This is a genomic window from Variovorax sp. Root434 (assembly GCF_001426595.1).
In the GTDB taxonomy this organism is placed as follows: Bacteria; Pseudomonadota; Gammaproteobacteria; order Burkholderiales; family Burkholderiaceae_C; genus Variovorax.
This window is the reverse complement of the sequence record NZ_LMEK01000026.1, coordinates 310,633-329,943: the sequence shown is the minus strand read 5'-3', so window position 1 is coordinate 329,943 and position 19,311 is coordinate 310,633. Positions and strand designations below refer to the sequence as shown.

Sequence of the window (19,311 nt, the reverse complement as noted above, 5' to 3'; positions counted from 1 at the left end):
ACTCCTCAGCGTTCCAGGCGGCCGTCCACGACGCGGATGATCCTGTCGCAACGCGCCGCCAGCAGCGGGTTGTGCGTGACGAAGAGAACCGCCATGCCGTGTTCGCGGTTGGCCTGTCGCAGCAGTTCGAACACGGCGTCGGCGGACTTGGTGTCGAGATTGCCGGTCGGCTCGTCGGCCAGCAGCAGCGGCGGCGCCATGGCCAGCGAGCGGGCCACCGCCACACGCTGCTGCTGGCCGCCGCTCAGTTCGGTGACCCGGCTGTCGCGCCATTTCGAAAGGCCCACGCTGTCGAGCAGGGCCGCGGCGCGCTGTGCCATGCTGTCGTTGAAGAACGTGGCGTCGCCGAGCATCGGCATCATCACGTTCTCGAGCGCCGTGAAGCCGGCCAGCAGGTTGTGGTACTGGAAGACGAACCCGATGTTGTGCCCGCGCAGCCGCGTGAGCGCATGGTCGTCGAGCGCACCGGTTTCCTCGCCGCCGATGCGCAGTGATCCGCTCGTGGGGCGGTCGAGCAGCCCGACGATGTTCAGCAGCGTGCTCTTGCCCGAACCCGAGGGTCCCATCACGGCGCAGAACTCGCCGCGCTCCAGCGCGAGGTCGATGCCATGCAGCACCTCGGTCTCGTTCGCAAGCCCCCGGTTGAAGGTCTTGCGCACATCGTGCAGGCGAACGACCGGTTCAGCCACGGATGGCCACCACGGGGTCGAGCCGCGCCGCGCGCAGCGCCGGGGCGAAAGCCGCCGCCAGGCCGGTGAGGGTCGCCAGCAGCAGCGAGGCGGCGAACAGGCCGGGCTCGATCGCCAGCGGGAAGAGCGGCGTGCCGTCGGGGTTGAGCGCATAGCGCTGCCACAGCAGCAGCGCCACCAGACCCATGCCCGCTCCGCCCAAGGAACCGAGCAGCCCCAGAAGCCCGCCCTGCAGCAGGAAGACCCGCAGCACCTGCCCGCGCGAGATGCCCATCGCGCGCAAGATGCCGATCTCCCGCGACTTCTGCACGACCGACACCACCAGCACGCTCGCGATGCCGAAGGCCACCGACAGGCCGACGAAGAAGCGGATGGTGGTGTTCGAAGTCTTCTGCGCCTGCACCGCGGTGAAGAACTGCGCGTTGGTCGCGATCCAGCTGTCGGCCTGCACGCGGTTGGCGGCCGTGATGCGCTGGGCAATGGTCTCGGCGGCGTAGATGTCCTTCACCGTCACGTCGATGGCCGACACGCCGCCCACCAGACCCAGGAGGCTTTGCGCCGTGCGCAGCGCCACGAAGGTGGTGCGCTGGTTGGCGGGTTTACTGCCCAGGTCGAAAAGCCCGGTCACCGTGAGCGTCTGGTCGCCGCCGCCAGCCGCTGACACGCGCAGCTTGTCTCCGACCGTCACGCCGAGGTCGATCGCCAGGTCGGTGCCGACGAGGATGTCGCTCGGCGTGAGGCGCGTCGTTCCGCGGACCATCTTCTCGGGCAGCGTCACGATGCGGAAGTAGAGGGCCGGATCGACGCCGATCACCGAAATGGCGCGGCTGGCTTCGCCCCGGATCACGAGCGCGGAGCCGCTCGCGATGGGCGACACTACCGCCACTTCAGGCATGGCGCGGACCTGGGCCGCGAGCGTCTGCCACTGGTCGATCGACTTGAGCCGCTGCAGCGGCGCCTGGACGATGGCGTCCTCCAGCGGGCCGGCGCCTGCCGCCCGCACCGGCCCCAGGGGCCGCGCCACCTCCTTGGGCGGCAGCAGCTGAATGTGCGCCTGGGCCGTCAGCACGCGGCGGATGAAATTGGACTGCAGGCCGGCGAGCAGCGCTGACATGAACACGATCACGGCCACCCCGATGGCAATGCCCGCGACGATGAACAGGGTCTGCATGCGCCCCTCGCGCAGGAAGCGCAGCGCCACGATCCATTCGAAGGGCGCCCATCGGTTCATGGCGACGGCACACGCGTTTCGGTGGGTACGGCGACCGCGCGCAGGCGCAGGCCGTCCCGGATGCCGCTCGTCTTCGCGGGCAGCACGAGATCGCCCGCACGCAGGCCGTCGAGCACCTCGCTGAAGCCGCCGCCGCGCAACCCGAGGCGCACCGGCTGCCGCCGCGCGCGGCGTCCGTCCACCTTGAAGACCCAGGGATCGGCGCGGTCGGCGTCATGCAGCGCATCCGACGGCACCAGCACGGCCTGCGGCCGCCGTGCCACCTGGATGTCGACCGACACCGTCATGTCCTGCCGCAGGTAGGACGGTGGATCGGGCACGTCCAGCTTGACTTCGACCGAGCCGCGCTGCACGTCCACGCCGGGATTGATGTAGGCCAGTTCGGCCGCCAGGCGCTGCTCGGGGTAGGCGTCCGCCGATGCGAGCGCCTTCTGCCCGAGCGCGAGCGACTGGAGGTTCTTCTCGTCGATCTGCACCACCAGCTGCGTCTTGCCGGCCGGCGACAGCACCATCAGTGCCTTGCCGGGCTGCACCACGTCGCCGGGCTCCACGGCACGGTCGATCAGCGTGCCGGCCGCTGGCGCGACGATGGTGGCGTAGACAAGGCGCGAACGCGCCGCAGCCGCGCCAGCCCTCGCCTGGTCGAGCGAAGTGGCCGCCACCGCTTCGTCGCTTCCGCCGGCGCGTACGCTGTCGAGCTGGCTCTGGCTGGCGCGCAGCTGCGATTCGGCCAGGTCGACCGCCTTGCGCACCTCGTCGAGCGCGGCCTGCCCGACGAAGCCCTGGTTGAACAGGTCGGTATTGCGGCGCAACTGTGCGCGTGCGTTGTCGAGGTTCACCTGGGCCTGCCGCACGGCCTGCGCGGCCACCGGCGCCTGGACCTCGCGCAGCTGGCGCAGCCGCGCCCGCGCCTGCGACACTGCCGCATCCGCCTGCGCCACGGCGGCGGCCAGCTCCGCGCTTTCGAGCTCCACGAGCACCTGGCCCGCATTCACGCCCTGGCCTTCCGCCACGGGCACGCGCTTGACGGTGCCGGTGACCTGGGTGCCGATGTTCACGCGGTGCGGTGCCTCCACATGCCCGCTGGCCACCACCGACTGGACGAAGTCGCGCTGCACGACCGCGTTCGCCTCCACGCGTGGCCCGAGCAACCAGCGAGGGCCGAGCCATGCGGCCACGGCCAGCAGCGCTGCCACGGCGAGACCGCCCGCCGCATGCGGCCTGACGGCGGACCATAGACGCGTGGAGCGCCGCGGCAATCGCGTCGGCGGCGCCTGTGCTTTCGGCAGAGCAGGATTGCATGAGTACATGGCGGGCTTGCGGTCCTGAAGCGGTGCGGATGGAATGGCTGCCAGTCTCTTCCCATTGCCCCGCGCCGCCTTGACACGCATCAAGGGCGTGCGAGTTCGGGCCATGTTGACGTTGCGCAAAGCCACCGCTGGCGGCCGGGCTAAGAATCCGTGTGTCCGTCGCGCCGGGGACTGGCGACGGGTGCCTGTCTTCGAAGCGGTCCCGAGGAGAACACCATGTCCCTGTATGCGCACATCCTGGTTCCGCTGGACGGCAGCCCCACCGCCGAACGCGGCCTGCAGGAAGCCATCCGCCTGGCCGGCGAGCTCAGGGCCAGGCTGCGGCTGCTCCACGTGATCGACGACTTTCCGATGCTCGCGGAGATGTCCGCGATCTCCAGCTTCGAGGCCGGCCTCCAGAAGATGCGGCAGTACGGGGAATCGGTGCTTGCCAAGGCCCAGGCCCAGGTGACGGCGGCCGGGCTGGTGGCGGAGACCGTGCTGCGCGAAATCACGGCGGGGCGCATCGCCGACATCGTCGTCGAGGAGGCCACCAGGACGGCCTGCGACCTGATCGTGATAGGCACGCACGGCCGCCGCGGCATCGGACGCGCGCTGCTGGGCAGCGATGCCGAGCAGATCCTGCGCAGCACACCGGTTCCCGTGCTGCTGGTGCGACAGGAAAAAGCCGCCTGATGGGGCCGACCCGTGAATGAATTCAGTGCTTTCACAATCAACCAAGGAAAGCGCCATGACATCCAGAAAACTTCGCTTCCTGCTGGCCCCGCTCGCCGTTGCGCTGAGCAGCATCGCCTTTGCCGCGGACAACACCGCGCCGGGCCAGCTGAGCCCGCTCCCGGGCGTGACCCGGAAAGCCGGAGACGCCGCCAGCCGGGCCGCGAGAGATGCCGAGAAAGCGGCGCGCGAAGCGGCCGACGCCGCGAAGGCCGCTGCCGACAAGAGCCGGGTCGCCACCGGCAAGGTGTCGAAGGCGCTGGCCGAAGGCGTGCGCCGCGCCGCCCGCAAGGCGGCCGAGGCCGCCACCCGGCTGGAAGAAAAGGCGAGCACCTCGGCAAGCCGGGCGCTCGACGACAGCAAGGAAGCCGCGCGCAAGGTCGAGGAAGAAAGCAAGAAGGCCTCGGCCGCCACCGCGGAGGCATTGCAAAGGGCGCAAGAGTCACTCAAGCGTTCCGCCGAGGCCAGCAAGGAGGAAGCCGAAAAGGCCGCTCAGGCCACGCGCGAGGCGCTCGACAAGGCCGTGGAAGCCACGCGCAGCGCCGCAAAGGCCGCCGCGGATGCTTCTGCGCGGACGGTCGAGGCCATGAAGCACGCGGCACGCCCCGCTGGCACCGAAAAGAAGTAGCACCGTGCCGGCGTCCTCTGAAAAGGATGCCCCCACTCCCGTCAATGGGCCATGAGGACAGGGATGGGAGTGCGCGCAAGAACGTCGTGCGTGACGCCGCCCAGGATGCGTTCCCGCGCCCGGGCGTGTCCATAGCCCCCCATCACGATCAGGTCGGCTGCCAGCGCCGACGCGCGGGCCTGCAACGCATCGCCGGTTTCCCCGGCTGCCGCGCAGCGCTCGACATCGGCCTGGATGCCATGCCGCAGGAGCCAACTGCTCAGGTCGCCGGGGCACGGTGAGGCGGCCGATTCGGTGGTGCCGTCTGCCAGCAGCGACACCACCGTGACGCGGCTTGCCTTGCGCAGCAGCGGCAGCGCGCCGTACACCGAGAGTGCCGCCTCCCTACCGCCGTCCCAGGCCACCAGGACCCGGTCCGCCGCGCCATCTAAACGCCCCGCGCACGGCACGATGAGAACGGGCCGGCCCGCGTGCAGCATGACCTCTTCGGGCAGTTGCCGCGCCCTGGCGTCCACCGCTGCCTGGCGGTCCGGCTGTCCGACGACGACCAGGTCGCTCCCATGACCATGGGCAATGACGGCATCCACGGGGTCACCATCCACCAGCCGGATCTCGCAGGACGGCGAACCCGTGTCGCGCAGCCGGCAGCGAAAGACATGCGCGATGGCTTCGGCCCGCCGGCGCTGGTTCAGCGAGGCCGCGGCAACGAGAGCGGCGGTCTGTGCCGCTTGCGGGAGCGCCACCATCGCACCGACCGGCACACCCGTGGGAACGATGCCGAGCAGGTGGCTGCCGTGCTGCCTTGCCAGCCGGACCGCGAGCAAGGTGCGGACCTCGCAGCGCTCGGTGTGGTCGAGATGGAGGGCGATCGTCGAGAGCGTCATGGCTTCTTTCGGGACGGCGATGCTGGCGTCAGCGCCGTGCTCAATGTGCACAAGGCGCCGGCCACCACCGCCTGCCGGGGCGCGGCGTCGGCGGCGCCATGGCCAAGGCCCGCCAGTCTTCGGCCTGCGCGATCGCCTCTGTCTCGGCGCAGGTCTCGGCTGCGCCGTCGCGCAAGGAGTGCGATCCGAGTTCCAGGCAGTGCGCCGTGCTGGTTTCCAGCATTTCGAGCGTGTGCAGCCAGATGCTCCACTGCGCCTTGCAAAGCGCCAACGGGAAAGTGAAACCGGTGCTCATGGCAATGTGTCCTCTGGACATGTGATCCGGATGCCCGAATGCTGACGGCATGAAGCTCCCGGTGCCTTGCGCGGGATCAAGGTCGCGCACGGCGCAGCCCATGCCTTGACCTGCGTCGACTCGGTGGCGACCGGCGTGACCGGCCTCGGTAGGCCACGCATCGATCATTGCCATGCGGCTTCCCCAAGAAAACCGCGGCCCCGAGGAAGCGACGACACAGCGCCCGCCGCCGGACGCGCGCGCTTGATCCAGCGCAATGCAGCCGGGCCGCCTGCTTCCCAGAATGGAAGCCATGAGCGCCGCCCCGTTCCCCGGCAGCGGCCGCCCGCGATTCATTCATTGCAAGGAATCCGCCATGAAGACCGATACCCAATTGCGCGACGATGTCCAGGCCGAGCTGAACTGGGATCCGGCAGTCAAGGCTTGCGACGTGGGCGTGATCGTCAAGGACGGCGTCGTGACCCTCACCGGCCACCTCGCCAGCCACGCCGAGAAATATGCCGTCGAACTCGCCGTGCAACGCGTGCATGGCGTGAAGGCGCTGGCCATCGAGATGACGGTCAAGCTGCCGTTCGACAACCAGCGCACCGACGCCGACATCGCGATGGCAGCCGAGCGCGCACTCGAATGGAACGTGCTCGTGCCGAACGGCAAGATCCACCCCATGGTGACAGAAGGCTGGCTCACGCTGAACGGAGAGGTCGAGTGGGACTACCAGCGCAGCGCCGCCGATGGTGCCGTGCGCAACCTGATGGGCGTGACCGGCGTGTCGAACCTCGTGAAGGTCACGCCGAAGCTCAGCCCCGCCGATGTGGAAAAGCAGATCCACGACGCGCTCTCGCGGCAGGCCGACCGCGAAGCCAGCCGGCTCTCCATCACGGTCAACGGCTCGCAGGTCACGCTGCGCGGCACGGTGCACTCCTGGGCCGAGCGCGATGCGGTGCAGGGCGCCGCATGGGCCACCCCCGGCGTCTCGGTGGTGGTGAACGACCTGCTCGTGGACGCCTGAGCTGACATGCGCGCGATGGTGTTGAACACGGCGATGCTGCCCCTCGAACTGGAGCGGCGCAGCATCCCGCAGCCCGGTCCCGGCGAACTGCGCCTGCGCGTGCTGGCCTGCGCGGTCTGCCGCACCGACCTGCACATCGTCGACGGTGAACTGCCGCTGCCCATGCTGCCGATCGTGCCGGGGCACGAGATCGTGGGCGTGGTGGAAGCGCTCGGCGCCGGTGTCGAAGGCCATCGTGTCGGTGACCGCGTGGGCGTGCCTTGGCTGGGCCACAGCTGCGGCTGCTGCGCCTTCTGCACCGAGGGCCACGAGAACCTGTGCGACGCGCCGCGCTTCACGGGCTACCACCGCGACGGCGGCTTCGCGAGCCATGTGATTGCCGAGGCGGCGTTCTGCCTGCCGCTGACCCTGCCCGAAACCGACGCGGCCCGCGTTGCGCCCCTGCTCTGCGCGGGCCTGATCGGCTGGCGCAGCCTGAAGGCAGCCGGCGAGGACGCGCGCCGGCTTGGCCTCTACGGATTCGGCGCCGCGGCGCACCTGGTGGCGCAGGTCGCCGTCGCGCAAGGGCGCGAGGTTTACGCGTTTACCCGGCCTGGCGACCATGAGACGCAAGCCTTCGCGCGCAGCCTCGGCGCCGGATGGGCCGGGGGCTCGGACGAGTGCGCGCCCGAAGCGCTGGACGCAGCCATCGTCTTCGCGCCCGCCGGCGAGCTGGTGCCGACGGCGCTACGCGCAGTGCGCAAGGGCGGCCGGGTGGTCTGCGGCGGCATCCACATGAGCGACATCCCGGCCTTTCCCTATCGGCTGCTGTGGGAGGAGCGCTGCGTGGTGTCGGTGGCGAACCTCACGCGCGCCGACGCCCGCGAGTTCCTCGAATTCGCGCAGACGCATCCGCTGAAGGTGCATGTCAGGACCTATCCGTTGAGGCAGGCCAACGAGGCGCTGGCCGATCTGCGCGCAGGCCGGATCGAAGGCGCCGCGGTGCTGGTGCCCTGAGCGGGCCGGCCATCGGATTTCAGAGTTCCTGCGCGTCGCGATAGTCGGGCACGGTGCACGGCCAGCCGTGGCGCTCCTCGATGGCCAGCCGAAGCGCGTCGGCCGCCGCCGGTTCCCCGTGGGTCACAAAGACGCGGCGCGGTGCGCGCTGGGCGTCGAGCCAGGCGAGCAGCTGGTCGCGGTCGGCGTGGGCCGACAGGGTGTCGAGGCTGGCCACCTCCGCGCGCACCGGCACGTAGGCACCATGGATCTTGATCGCGTCCGCGCCCCCCAGCATGGCCGCGCCGCGCGTGCCTGCAGCCTGGAAACCCGCGAACAGGATGGTGTTCCGGGCATCGGGCGCATAGGCCTTCAGATGGTGCAGCACCCGCCCGCCCGTGGCCATGCCGCTCGCGGAAACGATGATCGACGGAAAGCCCAGCGTGTTCAGGCGCCGCGACTCCTCGACCGTGTTGACGATGATCGTCTGCTCGCGCATGGCGGCGCACTGCTCGGCGCTCAAGCGGTGCTCGTCTGGGTGCCTCTGGTAGATGCGCGTGGCGTCCGCGGCCATGGGGCTGTTCAGGTACACCGGCATGTCGGGAATGCGCCGCGCCTGCTTGAGCAACTGGATGCAATGCAGCAGCGTCTGGGCGCGCCCGACCGCAAAGGCCGGGATCACCACGATGCCGCCGCGCGCGGCGGTCCGGTTGATCACGCCAGCCAGGTCGCCCAGCGTGTCCGACACAGGGTGCTTGCGGTTGCCGTAGGTGGACTCCACCACCACGTAGTCCGCCGGCTCGGCGACCTCGGGCGGGCGCATCAGCAGATCGTCGCTGCGCCCCAGGTCGCCCGAAAAGAGGATGCTTGCCCCTTCCCCCCAGCCAATGCGCACGCTGGCGGCGCCCAGGATGTGGCCCGCGCGGTGCAGTTGCCACGACCAGCCGGGCCACGGGGCGCACTCCTGGCCGAACGGCAGCACCTCGAAACGCTTCAGGGCCGTGCGCGCATCCTGTTCCGTATACAGCGGCAGCGCCGGCTTGTGCTTCGAATGGCCGTGGCGGTTGGCGAAGTCGGCATCCTCTTCCTGCAGGCGGCCCGAGTCGGGCAGCAGCAGTTCACAGAACTCGCGGGTGGCCGAGGTGCCGTACACCCTGCCCTTGAAGCCAAGCTGGACCAGCCGCGGCACGTAGCCGCTGTGGTCCATGTGCGCGTGCGTCAGCAGCACGGCATCGATGCTGGCAGGGTCCACCGGCAGCGCGTCCCAGTTGCGCAGGCGCAGCTGCTTCAGCCCCTGGAAGAGTCCGCAATCGACCAGCAGCCGCCGGCCCTCGTGCGTCAACAGGTATTTGGAGCCCGTGACGGTGGCGGTGCCGCCGAGAAAATCGATGCGCATGCCGTTGCTCCTGTGGTCTGGTGCGAACGGCTCAGTGCGACATCAGCACGGGCAGCGTCATCGACTGCAGCATCGATTCAGTGACGCCGCCCAGCACCCATTCGCGCGCCCGGCTGTGGCCGTAGCAGCCCATGACCAGCAGGTCCGCGCCCAGGTCGGCGCCGAAGGAAAGCAGCTTGTTGCCGGCATCCTCGTCGTCGTCGTCGCCGCCGGGGTGCAGCTCGAGATTGCGGACGCCCTGCACCCGCAGGTAGTTCTGCAGGCTCTGCAGGGAGGCCTGCGCGTCCTCGCCATAGGCCACGGCATGCACGCGGGACGCCGTGCACAGCCACGGCAGCGCGGCCGTCACCGCATGCGCGGCCTCGCGCGTTTCCTTCCATGCCACCAGCACGTTGTGGCCGATGGGGCCGATCGGGCCCGTGTAGGGCAGCACCAGCGCCGGCCGGCCGCTTTGCACCAGCACGCTCGGCAGGAAATCGCCGGGCAGTTCGCTGTCCATCGGGTCGTTCCGGTCACGCTGGCCGAGGATGAGCAGGTCGGCATAGAGCGCGCGCCGCGCGAATCCCCACGGGCCGTCGCTCTCCGGTTCGGCCCAGTGCAGGCGCTGCGAGCCCGCGCCGTGCCTCATGAAGGTAGCGTGCATCTTGTCGCGTGCATCCTTGTCGATCTCCTGCATGATCGCGACCGCTTCCGCCGCGGCCTCGATGGCGTACGGGTAGCGCATGAGTGCGGACAGAGTGCACGGCCGGGCGGTCACTTCGGCATCGAAAGTCTCGGCCAGCTCGCGGGCCAGCTTGATGCGCTCCACCGTGCGCTCGGAGTCGTCGAGATGAAGCAGGATGGATTTGGGGGTCTGCATGAAGGCTCCTGGAGCTTGCGGAATGCGATCAGCCGACCTTAGGCCGCCCCTCCCCGCGCGGCCTTGCGCTGGATCAACCGCCCGCGAGCTTTCGCGCCGCCGCGCCGATCTTGATCGGGCGCAAGGCCGGAGCGCGCAGACAGGCCTAGCCTTGGGCTCCCGCTTCGCCCTCCCGGCGTAGCGACGACACCCTGTTGCAGTGACACGCCCTTCGCACGCCAACGCCTCCGTCCCCGAGCCATGGTGGCTCGGCGCCAGCGCGGCCGCTCCCTGGGGACTGTCGCAGCTGCAGGCCGACGAAGCGCGTGCACACTGGGGCCCTAACAGCTTCGAGCCGCAGGCGAAGCGCTCCCTGCCCATGCAGTTCCTCGCACGCCTGCGCAATCCGCTCGTCCTCGTGCTGCTCGCCGCCAGCACGATCTCGGCGGCCACCGGCGACATCGCGAATGCCGGGATCATCGTGCTGCTGGTGTTGCTGAGCGTGACGCTCGACTTCGTGCAGGAGCACCGCGCCAGCAACGCCGCCGAGAAGCTGCGCGCCGCCGTGGCGCTGCGCGCCAGCGTGCTGCGCGACGGCGCCACGCTGGAGATTCCGGTGACCGAGGTGATGCCGGGCGACCTGATGCTTCTGTCGGCGGGCGATCGAGTGCCGGCGGACGGCCTGGTGTTGGAGGCGCGCGACTTCTTCGTCAACCAGAGCCTGCTGACCGGCGAGTCCTACCCCGTGGAGAAGCGCCCGGGCGCGCTGGACGGTCATGCCACCGAGCTGCAGGACGCCCTCAACGCGGTGTTCATGGGCAGCACGGTGGTCAGCGGCAGCGCGCGCGTCGTCGTCATGGCCACCGGCTCGCGCACCGCGCTCGGCGAAGTGGCGGGCAGCCTGCAGGCCGAGCCGCCGCCCACCGCGTTCGAGGTCGGCATGCACCGCTTCGGCCTGATGATCATGCGGCTGACCCTGCTGCTGGTGTTGTTCGTGCTGCTGGTCAACGTGATCCTGCATCGGCCGCTGCTCGACTCCTTTCTGTTCGCGGTGGCGCTCGCCGTCGGGCTCACGCCCGAGCTGCTGCCGATGGTGGTGTCGGTCACGCTCTCGCGCGGCGCCATGCGCCTTGCCGGGCGCCGCGTGATCGTCAAGCGCCTGGCCTCGATCCAGAACCTCGGCGCGATGGATGTGCTGTGCACCGACAAGACCGGCACCCTGACCGAAGCGCGCATCAGCCTGGCCCGATGCGTCGACGCGGACGGCCGCGACAGTGCGCGGGTGCTGATGCTGGCCCGCCTCAACAGCACGTTCGAGAGCGGCCTGAAGAGCCCGCTCGACGAGGCGCTGATGGCGCACCCGATGGACACCGCGACCTGGACGAAGATCGACGAAGTGCCCTTCGACTTCGAGCGCCGGCGCGTCTCGGTGCTGCTCGACCGGGGCGATGCGCGCTGGCTGGTGGTCAAGGGTGCGCCGGACGATGTGCTGGCACTGTGCAGCCGCTTCGAGCGCGACGAAGGCCGCTCGCTGGCGCCGCTGGACGCGGTCGCCCTGGCGCAGCTGCGCGAGCGCTGCCACGCGCTCGAACGCCAGGGCCTGCGCGTGCTGGGGGTGGCCTGGCGCGACGTGCCGGCGGACCATCCGCATGCCGACGTGCGCGACGAGAGCGCGCTGGTGTTCGCCGGCTTCGCCGCCTTCATCGACTCGCCCAAGGCCGGCGCGGGCGAAGCCATGGCCGCGCTGGCGAAGAGCGGCGTCCACGTGAAGATCGTGAGCGGCGACAGCGAGTTGGTGACCCAGCACCTGTGCGCCCTGCTGCGCATTCCGGTGGCGGGCGTGCTGACGGGGCAGGAAATCTCGGCCATGGACGAGACCGCGCTGCGCGCCCGCGTGGCCCGCACCACCCTGTTCTGCCGCGTCAACCCGGCGCAGAAGAACCGGATCATCCTGGCGCTCAGGGCCCGCGGCCACGTGGTCGGCTACCTGGGCGACGGCGTCAACGACGCCCCCGCGCTACGCTCGGCCGATGTCGGACTGACCGTGGACAGCGCGGTCGACGTGGCGCGCGAGGTGGCGGACATCGTCATGCTCGACCACGACCTCGCCGTGCTGCATGAAGGCGTGCGCGAAGGGCGGCGCACTTTCGGCAACGTCATGAAGTACATCATGATGGGCACGAGTTCCAACTTCGGGAACATGCTGAGCATGGCGGGCGCCTCGCTGCTGCTGCCCTTCCTGCCGATGCTCCCGGCGCAGATTCTGCTCAACAACGTGCTCTACGACCTGTCGCAGGCGGCCATCCCGCTCGACCGCGTGGATGCCGCCGACCTGCACCGGCCCCGCACGCTCGACATGAAGTTCATCCAGCGCTACATGTGGCTGTTCGGCGCGATCAGCTCGGCCTTCGATGCGCTGACCTTCTGGCTGCTGATCCAGGTGCTGCACGCGGACGCCCCGCTGTTTCGCACCGCCTGGTTCGTCGAGTCGCTGGCCACGCAGGTGCTGGTGATCTTCGTGATCCGCACCCGCGGCCGGCCCTGGACCAGCCGCCCCGGGGCAGCGCTCTCGCTGGCGTCGCTTTTCGTGGTGGCGGCCGCGCTGCTGCTGCCTTTTTCGCCGCTTGCCAGGTTCTTCCATTTCGAGCCGCCGCCCGCGATCTTCTTCGCCTGGCTGGCCGGCATGCTGGCGGCGTACCTGGCGCTGGCAGAGCTGGCCAAGCGATTCTTCTACGCCCGCCTGGCGGGCGCCGCGCCTTCGAGGACGCGCCGGCATTCGCCTCGCCGCAAGGCCGGGGTCTGATCCACCTCGATGCGGTGCGCCGTCCGGCCGCTGCGACGCATCTTGATCTGAACCAACGTGCCGGGCCATGGCCTGCCTAAGCTCGCAGCAAACACACCCGGAGACCTTTCATGTTCAAGCGCATCCTCGTCGCCACCGACGGTTCCGTGCTCTCGAAGAAGGCCGTCGCAAGCGCAATTGCACTGGCTGGCCAGAACGACGCCGATCTCGTGGCGCTCCACGTGGTTCCACGCTACCCCAGGAGCTACTTCGAGGGCTCCATGACCGTCTCCAACGAGGACGTCGGCCGCGTCGAGAAGCAATGGACCGACAAGGCGCTGGCGATGCTCGACGCCGTGAGCGCGCGTGCCAAGCAAGACGGCGTGCGCATCAAGACGGCCACGGTCAGCTCCGACCTGGTGGCAGAGTCGATCATCGCAGCTGCGAAGAAGCACAAGAGCGACCTGATCGTGATGGCATCGCACGGCCGAAAAGGCATCAAGCGATTGCTGCTGGGCAGCGAGACGCAGCACGTGCTGGCGCACTCGACGCTTCCCGTGCTGGTCCTGCGATAGGCCGCCGCCGTCGACTTGCCTTGCGCCACCTCAAGGCGCAGCGCGCCATCGTCCGGATACTGGCAGTCTTCTCATCCTGCAATTTGAGGAGCCAGCCATGGACCAACGAATTCTTGTCCCTGTCGATGGCAGTCCGACATCGCAGCGCGGGCTGGCCGAGGCCATACGCCTCGCGAAGCTGAGGCAAGGGCGGCTGCGGGTGTTCCATGCGATCGACGACCGCCTCCTCGAGGAAGCCAAGGCCTCGGCGACGATGGCCGGCGTCGAGGCGGAGACGGTACTGTGCGACAGGCTCTCCGGACCGGTCTATGAACTGGTGTCGGATGCCCTGGCGTTCGAATGATCACGTCCAGCGTCGTGGTCGCGATGCCCGGGAACGGGCAGCTCGCCGACGAACTAGCCGCCCGCCTCGGATTGGAGCGCGGCGCGGCCACGGTGCGGCACTTTCCCGATGGAGAGTCCTATGTGCGCATCGAGTCGCCGGTCGACGGACGCGGGACGTTCATCGTCTGCACGCTTGACCGGCCCGACGACAAGCTCGTGCCTCTGTTCCTGCTGGCGGCGGCGCTGCGGGAGGCCGGCGCACGGTCGGTCGGCCTGGTCGCGCCGTACCTGGCCTACATGCGGCAGGACCGGCGCTTCCAGCCCGGAGAGACGATCAGCGCCCAGCATGTGGGCGCATGGATCTCGCGATCTGTCGACTGGCTCGTGACCGTCGACCCCCACCTGCACCGCATCACCGATCTGTCCCAGGTCTGCCGCGTTCCGTCGGGCGTCGTCCATGCCGCGGGGAGCGTGGCGCAGTGGATTCGAGCGCATGTGCGCACCCCTCTGCTGATCGGTCCCGACGAGGAAAGCGCCCAATGGGTCGGCGCGGTGGCGCTGCATGCCAATGCCCCCTTCGTCGTGCTGAGCAAGACGCGCCGGGGCGATCGCGATGTCGAGGTCTGGCTGCCCGATGTCGAGCGCTGGCGCTCGCACACGCCGGTGCTGGTGGACGACATCGTCTCGACCGCCCGCACCATGATCGAGACGGTCGGCCCTCTGCGCCAGGCCGGGCTCGCCGCCCCCGTGTGCGTGGCGGTCCATGCGGTGTTCGCGCAGACGGCATTCGAGGACCTGCGTTCTGCCGGTGCAGGCGAAATCGTCAGCTGCGACACCATCCGCCACCCGTCCAATCGGATCCCGCTCGCTGCGGCCATTGCCGCGAGCGTCCGCAGGCTTCTGCCCGCCTGAATCCTTGATCTGCCTCAACACCGGACAGGCTTGCGCCGCACAAGATCCTCTTCTGCCTGCAAGGAGAAAACGCATGTCCTTCCTGTCGAAGAACGTCGGCCCCCTCGATCGCACGGCGCGTGTCAGCGGCGGCATGCTGCTCATCGTGCTCGCTGCCACGGAAATCATCGGCCGGTGGGGCTACATCGGCGTGGTGCCGCTGCTGACCGGATTGATCGGCACCTGTCCTCTCTACTCGCTCTTCGGCTTCAGCACCTGCGCTCGCGCCAGGCGCTGAACACACGGCGAGGCGTCCCATGTCCGTGCTCCAGTGGCTTGCCGTCGTGCTGGTCGGGGTGCTGTTCGCTGCGGGGGCTTGGCTTGCACTGAACATGTTCGTTTTCTGGGTCACGCTCGACTGAGCCCAGGAAAGTGTGCCCATGTGCCTGAACCTCCTGAGAGCGCTGTCCGAAGCGTCGCTGCCCTGCACCCAGGCCGATTCCGCAGTGATCGACAGGCTGCGCCTGCTCGGCGCCGCCGATCTGGTCAAGGTGCTGATTCCATCGGCGCGCGTCGACTGCGACCACCGCCAGCGGCAGGACCCGGCCACCGTGCTCGAGATCACGCCCCGTGGATGGGAGGCCCTGCGCACGAGCAGGGCCGAGGATGAAATGCCACTGATACCGACGATTGACACAGTGTTTCCGTCTGATGCGCAGCATTGATGCTGGCGTCAAGCACGGGGTCCAAATTGAGATGGCGCGATTCGTCTTCCGATTGCAATGACTGACGCAAGCGCAAACGCTCAAGGAGACCAAGATGGACACACTCAATGCATCCGGTGGTTACGAACTTCGGTTTCATCCCTTGTTCGCCAATCACCGCGCCTTCGCCTTTCCCTGTGACGCGGTCGGCCATGTCGACATGGACTCGCTCAGCGAGCCGATGCTCAACAACTACCTGTATGCACGTGCGGTGATGGGGCTGGAGCTGTCCTGGCCCGAGGTGCGCCTGAACCGGCCGCACTGACCTCCGGCGGATGAAGGGCGCGCGGCCCCGAAACGAGGCTTTCTTGGCCCAGGCGCTGCACCAGCCCTTGGAATTGACCTGCTATCCGGGAAACAGCGTGCAGTTTCCCAGGGCATCGGTCGGCGTGGGTTGCCAGAGCGAGCAGCCGCTGCAAGTCTGGCTGTTCTCATGCTTGGGGAATCTCTTCGCATCGGCCCGGGCCGAATCGGCCACATACCCCAGGGCCACGGACTGCGGATCGCGTTCATCGAGCTTCGCCTGCTCGCCCGGGCGTTGGCGGACCTGATGGCCCTGCGCAACCATGGCTGCATGCCGGGGCCGAACACGCAGATCGCCTTCATCGGCGACCCGCTTTCCGGGCGCGCGAAGAGCTTTTTTTCGAACTCGCCCGCAGGGAAGGTCTCTGCCTGCGCCTGCTCAATCCTTCCGGCGCGGTGGGCGACGTGGCTTTTTTTGGTCGACGCCGTCGACCCGGACCATTGGAGTCTCGATGCCCCTTCGGGTCTGATCGATGCCGCAGAGTGCGCGCAGGACCACCGTTTCGCGCTCCAGGCGATGCTGCTTGCCACAATGTCAGCCTGAGCCGGACGGCGCGCCTTGTATCTGTAGCGCTCACGGCGCGGCTTCGATGCGCACGACCGGCAGTTGCGCGCGCACGAAACTCAGGGCGTACTGGAGCTCGCCGAGGCTCTCGGCATGCAGCGTGAAGAGCGGTTGGCCGCGTTCGACGCGGTCCCTCACGCGCACGTGCATCGAGGCACCCGCAGCCGGATCGCGCGGCGCGCCGGCCAGCTTGGCCATGCGCGCCACCAGACGCGTGTCGATCGCCGACACCACCCCAGCGGCGGGCGCCGTCACGCAGTGCGTGTGGGCGGCCTTCGGCGGCACGCGCAGGCCGCCCTGTGCTTCGCAGATCGCAATGAACCGGGCGAGCGCGCGCCCGTCGTCCAGGACCCCGCGCGCCAGCGCGTTGCCGGCGTCCGGCGCCGCCTTGCCCGCCAGCTCGAGCAGGAGTCCCGCCAGCAGAAGCGCGCGTTCGCGCAGGTCCGACGGCGCATCGGCGCTGCGTTCGAGCACCGCCATTACATCCATCGCTTCGAGCGCGGGACCCACGCCGCGGCCGACCGGCTGGCTGCCGTCGGTGAACACCGTCTGCACATGCAGGCCCAGCGCCGCGCCCACCGATACCAGGCTGTGCGATAGCTGGCCGGCGGTGGCATCGCTGCGCACCTTGGCCAGGGGGCCGACCGGAATGTCGATCAGCACGCGCTGCGAACCCATCGCGGCCTTCTTGGACAGGATGGAAGCCACCATGAGGCCCTCGCTGTCGATGCCGAGCGGCCGCTCCACGCGGATGAGCATGTCGTCCGCGGGACTGACGCGCATGGCGCTTCCCCACGCAATGCAGCCACCTTCGCGCTCGACCACATGGCGCATCGCCGCCAGGCCCAGGTCGACGGGCGCGAGCGTTTCCATCACATCGGCCGTGCCGGCCGCCGAGGTGATGGCGCGCGACGATGTCTTGGGCATCACCAGACCGCAGGCCGCGATGATCGGCACCACCAGCAGCGTGGTCCGGTTGCCGGGCAAGCCACCGATGCAGTGCTTGTCCATCACGGGCGAGGTGCCCCAGTCGATGCGCTCCCCGACGTCGACCATGGCGCGGGTCAGCGCCACGGTCTCGTCCAGGTCGAGGCCGCGGCCGGCGCAGACCGTCACGAAGGAAGCCAGGTGGATGTCGGGCAGGCGCCCGCGGCTCACGTCTTCCATCAGGGCCCGCAGAGCCGCATAGTCCAGCCTGCCGCCGTGGACCTTGTTGCGCAGGTGCGCCAGCGAGTCGAGGATCGGCGGGTGCCGCACCACCAGCTCCTCGCCCTCGGCGGCGCCCATCAGGTTCCAGGCCACCTCCGACAGCGCGATCTCGTCATTGCGCAGCCAATCGCCGCTCACCTGGTGCAGGATCGCGAACAGATGGCGCCCATTGGCGATCAGCTCGACCTGCGCTTGCGACTGGAAGCCCTCGGCCCGGCACACGGCGCAGTCGCTGCGCATGTAGACCACGGGCTGCTGGTAGGTGTCAATGCCGGCGCGTCGGGCCAGCAGGCGGTTGTGTGACATGGGCGCTCCTTGGCGTCATGAAGCTTGGCACGCGCCCCGCGCCCGGAGCTTGATGCCCGTCAAGCCGGCACCCCGGCGCTCACTCATGTCGGTCCAGCTTGACGGCTCGCAACCGCAGCGCGTTTGTGATGACGCTCACTGATGACAGCGCCATGGCCGCTGCCGCGACCACCGGCGACAACAGCAGCCCGAAGAATGGGTACAGTACGCCGGCCGCCAGCGGGATGCCGGCCACGTTGTAGGCGAAGGACAGGAACAGGTTCTGGCGAATGTTCCGCATCGTTGCCTGCGAGAGAGTCCTCGCGCGTACGATGCCCATCAGGTCGCCCTTGAGCAGCGTGATGCCGGCGCTTTCCATCGCGACATCCGTTCCCGTGCCCATCGCGAGGCCCACCGTGGCCTGCGCCAGGGCCGGTGCATCGTTCACCCCGTCGCCGGCCATCGCGACCACCCGACTGCGGACTGGAGGCGCTGGACGACGGCTGCCTTGACTTCGGCGAACACTTTCATGGGCAGGCGGGAGCGGACCTGTTCAAGGACGCTTACACGCTCCAATTCCTGGACCTGCCAGCCGCGCACACGGAAGCCGACCTCCACCGGGGCTTGCTGGCCCGGCTGCGCACGTTCCTGATTGAGCTCGGACGGGATTTTTGCTTCGTCGGCTCGGAATTCCCGCTTCAGGTGGGCGGGCGGGACTTCGCACTGGATTTATTGTTCTTCCACCGCGCGTTGAACTGCCTGGTGGCCATCGAACTCAAGGTCGAACGCTTCGAGCCCGAGCACCTTGGCAAACTGAACTTCTACCTGGAGGCGCTGGATCGCGACGTCCGCAAGCCCCACGAGAACCCCGCCATCGGCGTCCTGCTCTGCGCCTCCAAGGACAACGAGGTCGTCGAGTACGCGCTGAGCCGCACGCTGTCACCGGCGCTCGTGGCGCAATACAAGACACAGCTGCCCGACAAACAGCTGCGCGCCGGCAAGCTGCACGAGTTCTACGGACTCACGACCTCGGCGCCAGACACGTCAGCGGATCGCTGAGCAATTTGCCCGCGATCGAGAAACCTGCCCATGCGTTTTTCTCGGCCGCGACCGAAGACAACACTTCGCGGTGCGTCTGCATTGAGAAGGCGGAAACCCGGTTCAATGCTGGGCGCGCCTTCCGATGCGGCGCCATTCGGGGGCAATCGTTGCGGCGACGTCGGTCACATGAGGCGATTGAGCGTTGCATGAGCGCGGCGGAACGCTGCTGGACGCCCGCTTGCGCCGACATGCCGATCCGTAGCCCTTCCAGGTCCAGCTGGGCGAGAGTCGCACGACACCGGACCACGGGTATCGTTTCACGGAACTCCTGCACGGACTTCACTGCGACTTCATCCGGGTCGCGCACACTGCCTCTCGACAGTGGTTCGGCGCTGCTAGAGGCCAGGGAGAAAAAAACCGCTCAGGGGAACCGCCTCGATGCCGGCCGCTGTCACTCTTCATGCGCAGTCCATCGCCCAATGCGTCCACAGCGGGCAAGGCTCAGGAGCCCATCGACGCCGAAGTGATTGTCCGAATGCACACCGCGCTGGAGCGACCAACCTGCGCTTCGGTGATCGGTCCTGTTTCACCGGACGCCGTGCC

23 protein-coding genes are annotated in these 19,311 nt (G+C 68.8%); 13 read left to right on the top strand and 10 right to left on the bottom strand.

Annotation, left to right across the window (positions count from 1 at the left end; all coding sequences use genetic code 11):
• Positions 1–5: 5 nt before the first annotated feature.
• Genes ASD05_RS26305 through ASD05_RS26295 form a run of 3 tightly spaced genes read right to left on the bottom strand, consistent with a single transcriptional unit; the run spans position 6 to position 3,116 of the window.
• The gene (locus ASD05_RS26305; RefSeq protein ID WP_056598712.1) at positions 6–689 is read right to left on the bottom strand and encodes an ABC transporter ATP-binding protein; all 684 of its coding nucleotides are present in this window, start codon (positions 687–689) and stop codon (positions 6–8) included.
• Complete coding sequence (locus ASD05_RS26300) at positions 682–1,920, bottom strand: ABC transporter permease (RefSeq protein ID WP_056598709.1); 1,239 nt, start codon at positions 1,918–1,920, stop codon at positions 682–684. The genes ASD05_RS26305 and ASD05_RS26300 overlap by 8 nt, the downstream gene beginning before the upstream one ends.
• Entirely contained in the window at positions 1,917–3,116 is a 1,200-nt protein-coding gene (locus ASD05_RS26295) for an efflux RND transporter periplasmic adaptor subunit (protein ID WP_235508101.1), read from the bottom strand. The genes ASD05_RS26300 and ASD05_RS26295 overlap by 4 nt, the downstream gene beginning before the upstream one ends.
• A 330-nt stretch (positions 3,117–3,446) precedes the next feature.
• Here ASD05_RS26295 and ASD05_RS26290 point away from each other — a divergent pair, with 330 nt between their 5' ends.
• Together ASD05_RS26290 and ASD05_RS30315 are read left to right on the top strand one after the other, a co-directional pair.
• The gene (locus ASD05_RS26290) at positions 3,447–3,905 is read left to right on the top strand and encodes a universal stress protein (RefSeq protein WP_056598702.1); all 459 of its coding nucleotides are present in this window, start codon (positions 3,447–3,449) and stop codon (positions 3,903–3,905) included.
• 55 nt (positions 3,906–3,960) lie between these two features.
• Entirely contained in the window at positions 3,961–4,572 is a 612-nt protein-coding gene (locus tag ASD05_RS30315) for a hypothetical protein (protein ID WP_056598699.1), read from the top strand.
• A 41-nt stretch (positions 4,573–4,613) separates the two neighbouring features.
• Here ASD05_RS30315 and ASD05_RS26280 read toward each other — a convergent pair whose 3' ends face one another.
• The gene (locus tag ASD05_RS26280) at positions 4,614–5,456 is read right to left on the bottom strand and encodes a universal stress protein (RefSeq protein WP_056598696.1); all 843 of its coding nucleotides are present in this window, start codon (positions 5,454–5,456) and stop codon (positions 4,614–4,616) included.
• Positions 5,457–5,496: 40 nt separating this feature from the next.
• Positions 5,497–5,925: a hypothetical protein gene (locus ASD05_RS30550; protein WP_200955501.1), complete on the bottom strand. Its 429-nt coding sequence runs from the start codon at positions 5,923–5,925 to the stop codon at positions 5,497–5,499.
• Between the two features lie 181 nt (positions 5,926–6,106).
• Here ASD05_RS30550 and ASD05_RS26270 point away from each other — a divergent pair, with 181 nt between their 5' ends.
• Positions 6,107–6,760: a BON domain-containing protein gene (locus ASD05_RS26270; protein ID WP_056598838.1), complete on the top strand. Its 654-nt coding sequence runs from the start codon at positions 6,107–6,109 to the stop codon at positions 6,758–6,760.
• Positions 6,761–6,766: 6 nt separating this feature from the next.
• The gene (locus tag ASD05_RS26265) at positions 6,767–7,756 is read left to right on the top strand and encodes a zinc-dependent alcohol dehydrogenase family protein (RefSeq protein ID WP_056598690.1); all 990 of its coding nucleotides are present in this window, start codon (positions 6,767–6,769) and stop codon (positions 7,754–7,756) included.
• 19 nt (positions 7,757–7,775) lie between these two features.
• Here ASD05_RS26265 and ASD05_RS26260 read toward each other — a convergent pair whose 3' ends face one another.
• Together ASD05_RS26260 and ASD05_RS26255 are read right to left on the bottom strand one after the other, a co-directional pair.
• On the bottom strand, positions 7,776–9,131 hold the full coding sequence (locus tag ASD05_RS26260) for an MBL fold metallo-hydrolase RNA specificity domain-containing protein (protein WP_056598687.1): 1,356 nt from the start codon (positions 9,129–9,131) through the stop codon (positions 7,776–7,778).
• 31 nt (positions 9,132–9,162) lie between these two features.
• Positions 9,163–9,990: a universal stress protein gene (locus ASD05_RS26255; RefSeq protein ID WP_056598684.1), complete on the bottom strand. Its 828-nt coding sequence runs from the start codon at positions 9,988–9,990 to the stop codon at positions 9,163–9,165.
• A 199-nt stretch (positions 9,991–10,189) separates the two neighbouring features.
• Between ASD05_RS26255 and mgtA the strand changes: the two genes are divergently transcribed.
• The 7 genes from mgtA to ASD05_RS26220 all read left to right on the top strand — a co-directional run bounded on the left by mgtA (position 10,190) and on the right by ASD05_RS26220 (position 15,570).
• Positions 10,190–12,772: a magnesium-translocating P-type ATPase gene (gene mgtA / locus ASD05_RS26250; protein ID WP_056598681.1), complete on the top strand. Its 2,583-nt coding sequence runs from the start codon at positions 10,190–10,192 to the stop codon at positions 12,770–12,772.
• A 110-nt stretch (positions 12,773–12,882) separates the two neighbouring features.
• On the top strand, positions 12,883–13,326 hold the full coding sequence (locus ASD05_RS26245; protein WP_056598677.1) for a universal stress protein: 444 nt from the start codon (positions 12,883–12,885) through the stop codon (positions 13,324–13,326).
• Positions 13,327–13,423: 97 nt separating this feature from the next.
• Positions 13,424–13,669 (top strand): universal stress protein, encoded by a 246-nt coding sequence (locus ASD05_RS26240; protein ID WP_056598674.1) that lies wholly within the window; start codon positions 13,424–13,426, stop codon positions 13,667–13,669.
• On the top strand, positions 13,666–14,562 hold the full coding sequence (locus ASD05_RS26235; RefSeq protein WP_056598671.1) for a ribose-phosphate pyrophosphokinase: 897 nt from the start codon (positions 13,666–13,668) through the stop codon (positions 14,560–14,562). Before ASD05_RS26240 ends, ASD05_RS26235 begins: the two co-directional genes overlap by 4 nt.
• Positions 14,563–14,635: 73 nt before the next feature.
• On the top strand, positions 14,636–14,839 hold the full coding sequence (locus tag ASD05_RS26230) for a DUF2892 domain-containing protein (RefSeq protein WP_082572370.1): 204 nt from the start codon (positions 14,636–14,638) through the stop codon (positions 14,837–14,839).
• Positions 14,840–14,981: 142 nt separating this feature from the next.
• A complete protein-coding gene (locus ASD05_RS26225) occupies positions 14,982–15,266 on the top strand; it encodes a hypothetical protein (RefSeq protein ID WP_157610291.1) in 285 nt (94 codons plus the stop codon).
• Between the two features lie 94 nt (positions 15,267–15,360).
• A complete protein-coding gene (locus ASD05_RS26220; protein WP_056598665.1) occupies positions 15,361–15,570 on the top strand; it encodes a hypothetical protein in 210 nt (69 codons plus the stop codon).
• An 81-nt stretch (positions 15,571–15,651) separates the two neighbouring features.
• On the opposite strand, the gene ASD05_RS30865 is transcribed toward ASD05_RS26220, so the two are convergent.
• Positions 15,652–15,783 (bottom strand): high-potential iron-sulfur protein, encoded by a 132-nt coding sequence (locus ASD05_RS30865; protein WP_235508110.1) that lies wholly within the window; start codon positions 15,781–15,783, stop codon positions 15,652–15,654.
• On the opposite strand from ASD05_RS30865, the gene ASD05_RS26215 reads away from it, so the two are divergent.
• Positions 15,739–16,152: a hypothetical protein gene (locus tag ASD05_RS26215; protein ID WP_056598662.1), complete on the top strand. Its 414-nt coding sequence runs from the start codon at positions 15,739–15,741 to the stop codon at positions 16,150–16,152. The genes ASD05_RS30865 and ASD05_RS26215 overlap by 45 nt on opposite strands.
• A 30-nt stretch (positions 16,153–16,182) precedes the next feature.
• Here ASD05_RS26215 and ASD05_RS26210 read toward each other — a convergent pair whose 3' ends face one another.
• Both ASD05_RS26210 and ASD05_RS26205 read right to left on the bottom strand, forming a co-directional pair.
• Positions 16,183–17,688: a thymidine phosphorylase family protein gene (locus ASD05_RS26210; protein WP_056598660.1), complete on the bottom strand. Its 1,506-nt coding sequence runs from the start codon at positions 17,686–17,688 to the stop codon at positions 16,183–16,185.
• Positions 17,689–17,767: 79 nt separating this feature from the next.
• Positions 17,768–18,115, bottom strand: coding sequence for a hypothetical protein (locus ASD05_RS26205; RefSeq protein WP_056598657.1), 348 nt, complete (start codon positions 18,113–18,115; stop codon positions 17,768–17,770).
• On the opposite strand from ASD05_RS26205, the gene ASD05_RS26200 reads away from it, so the two are divergent.
• On the top strand, positions 18,103–18,726 hold the full coding sequence (locus tag ASD05_RS26200) for a PDDEXK nuclease domain-containing protein (RefSeq protein WP_414930068.1): 624 nt from the start codon (positions 18,103–18,105) through the stop codon (positions 18,724–18,726). The two genes, ASD05_RS26205 and ASD05_RS26200, sit on opposite strands and share 13 nt — an antisense overlap.
• Positions 18,727–19,311: the final 585 nt, after the last annotated feature.

Bases quoted from the DNA above. Each gene is read 5' to 3' on its own strand.
- ASD05_RS26260 (WP_056598687.1), bottom strand. From the start codon at position 9,131: ATGCGCATCGATTTTCTCGGCGGCACCGCCACCGTCACGGGCTCCAAA.
- ASD05_RS26280 (WP_056598696.1), bottom strand. From the start codon at position 5,456: ATGACGCTCTCGACGATCGCCCTCCATCTCGACCACACCGAGCGCTGC.
- ASD05_RS26255 (WP_056598684.1), bottom strand. From the start codon at position 9,990: ATGCAGACCCCCAAATCCATCCTGCTTCATCTCGACGACTCCGAGCGC.
- ASD05_RS26245 (WP_056598677.1), top strand. From the start codon at position 12,883: ATGTTCAAGCGCATCCTCGTCGCCACCGACGGTTCCGTGCTCTCGAAG.
- ASD05_RS26290 (WP_056598702.1), top strand. From the start codon at position 3,447: ATGTCCCTGTATGCGCACATCCTGGTTCCGCTGGACGGCAGCCCCACC.
- ASD05_RS26300 (WP_056598709.1), bottom strand. From the start codon at position 1,920: ATGAACCGATGGGCGCCCTTCGAATGGATCGTGGCGCTGCGCTTCCTG.
- ASD05_RS30550 (WP_200955501.1), bottom strand. From the start codon at position 5,925: ATGGCAATGATCGATGCGTGGCCTACCGAGGCCGGTCACGCCGGTCGC.
- ASD05_RS26225 (WP_157610291.1), top strand. From the start codon at position 14,982: ATGTGCCTGAACCTCCTGAGAGCGCTGTCCGAAGCGTCGCTGCCCTGC.
- ASD05_RS26240 (WP_056598674.1), top strand. From the start codon at position 13,424: ATGGACCAACGAATTCTTGTCCCTGTCGATGGCAGTCCGACATCGCAG.
- ASD05_RS26230 (WP_082572370.1), top strand. From the start codon at position 14,636: ATGTCCTTCCTGTCGAAGAACGTCGGCCCCCTCGATCGCACGGCGCGT.
- ASD05_RS26215 (WP_056598662.1), top strand. From the start codon at position 15,739: ATGCTTGGGGAATCTCTTCGCATCGGCCCGGGCCGAATCGGCCACATA.
- ASD05_RS26210 (WP_056598660.1), bottom strand. From the start codon at position 17,688: ATGTCACACAACCGCCTGCTGGCCCGACGCGCCGGCATTGACACCTAC.
- ASD05_RS26220 (WP_056598665.1), top strand. From the start codon at position 15,361: ATGGACACACTCAATGCATCCGGTGGTTACGAACTTCGGTTTCATCCC.
- ASD05_RS26235 (WP_056598671.1), top strand. From the start codon at position 13,666: ATGATCACGTCCAGCGTCGTGGTCGCGATGCCCGGGAACGGGCAGCTC.
- ASD05_RS26265 (WP_056598690.1), top strand. From the start codon at position 6,767: ATGCGCGCGATGGTGTTGAACACGGCGATGCTGCCCCTCGAACTGGAG.
- ASD05_RS30315 (WP_056598699.1), top strand. From the start codon at position 3,961: ATGACATCCAGAAAACTTCGCTTCCTGCTGGCCCCGCTCGCCGTTGCG.
- ASD05_RS26270 (WP_056598838.1), top strand. From the start codon at position 6,107: ATGAAGACCGATACCCAATTGCGCGACGATGTCCAGGCCGAGCTGAAC.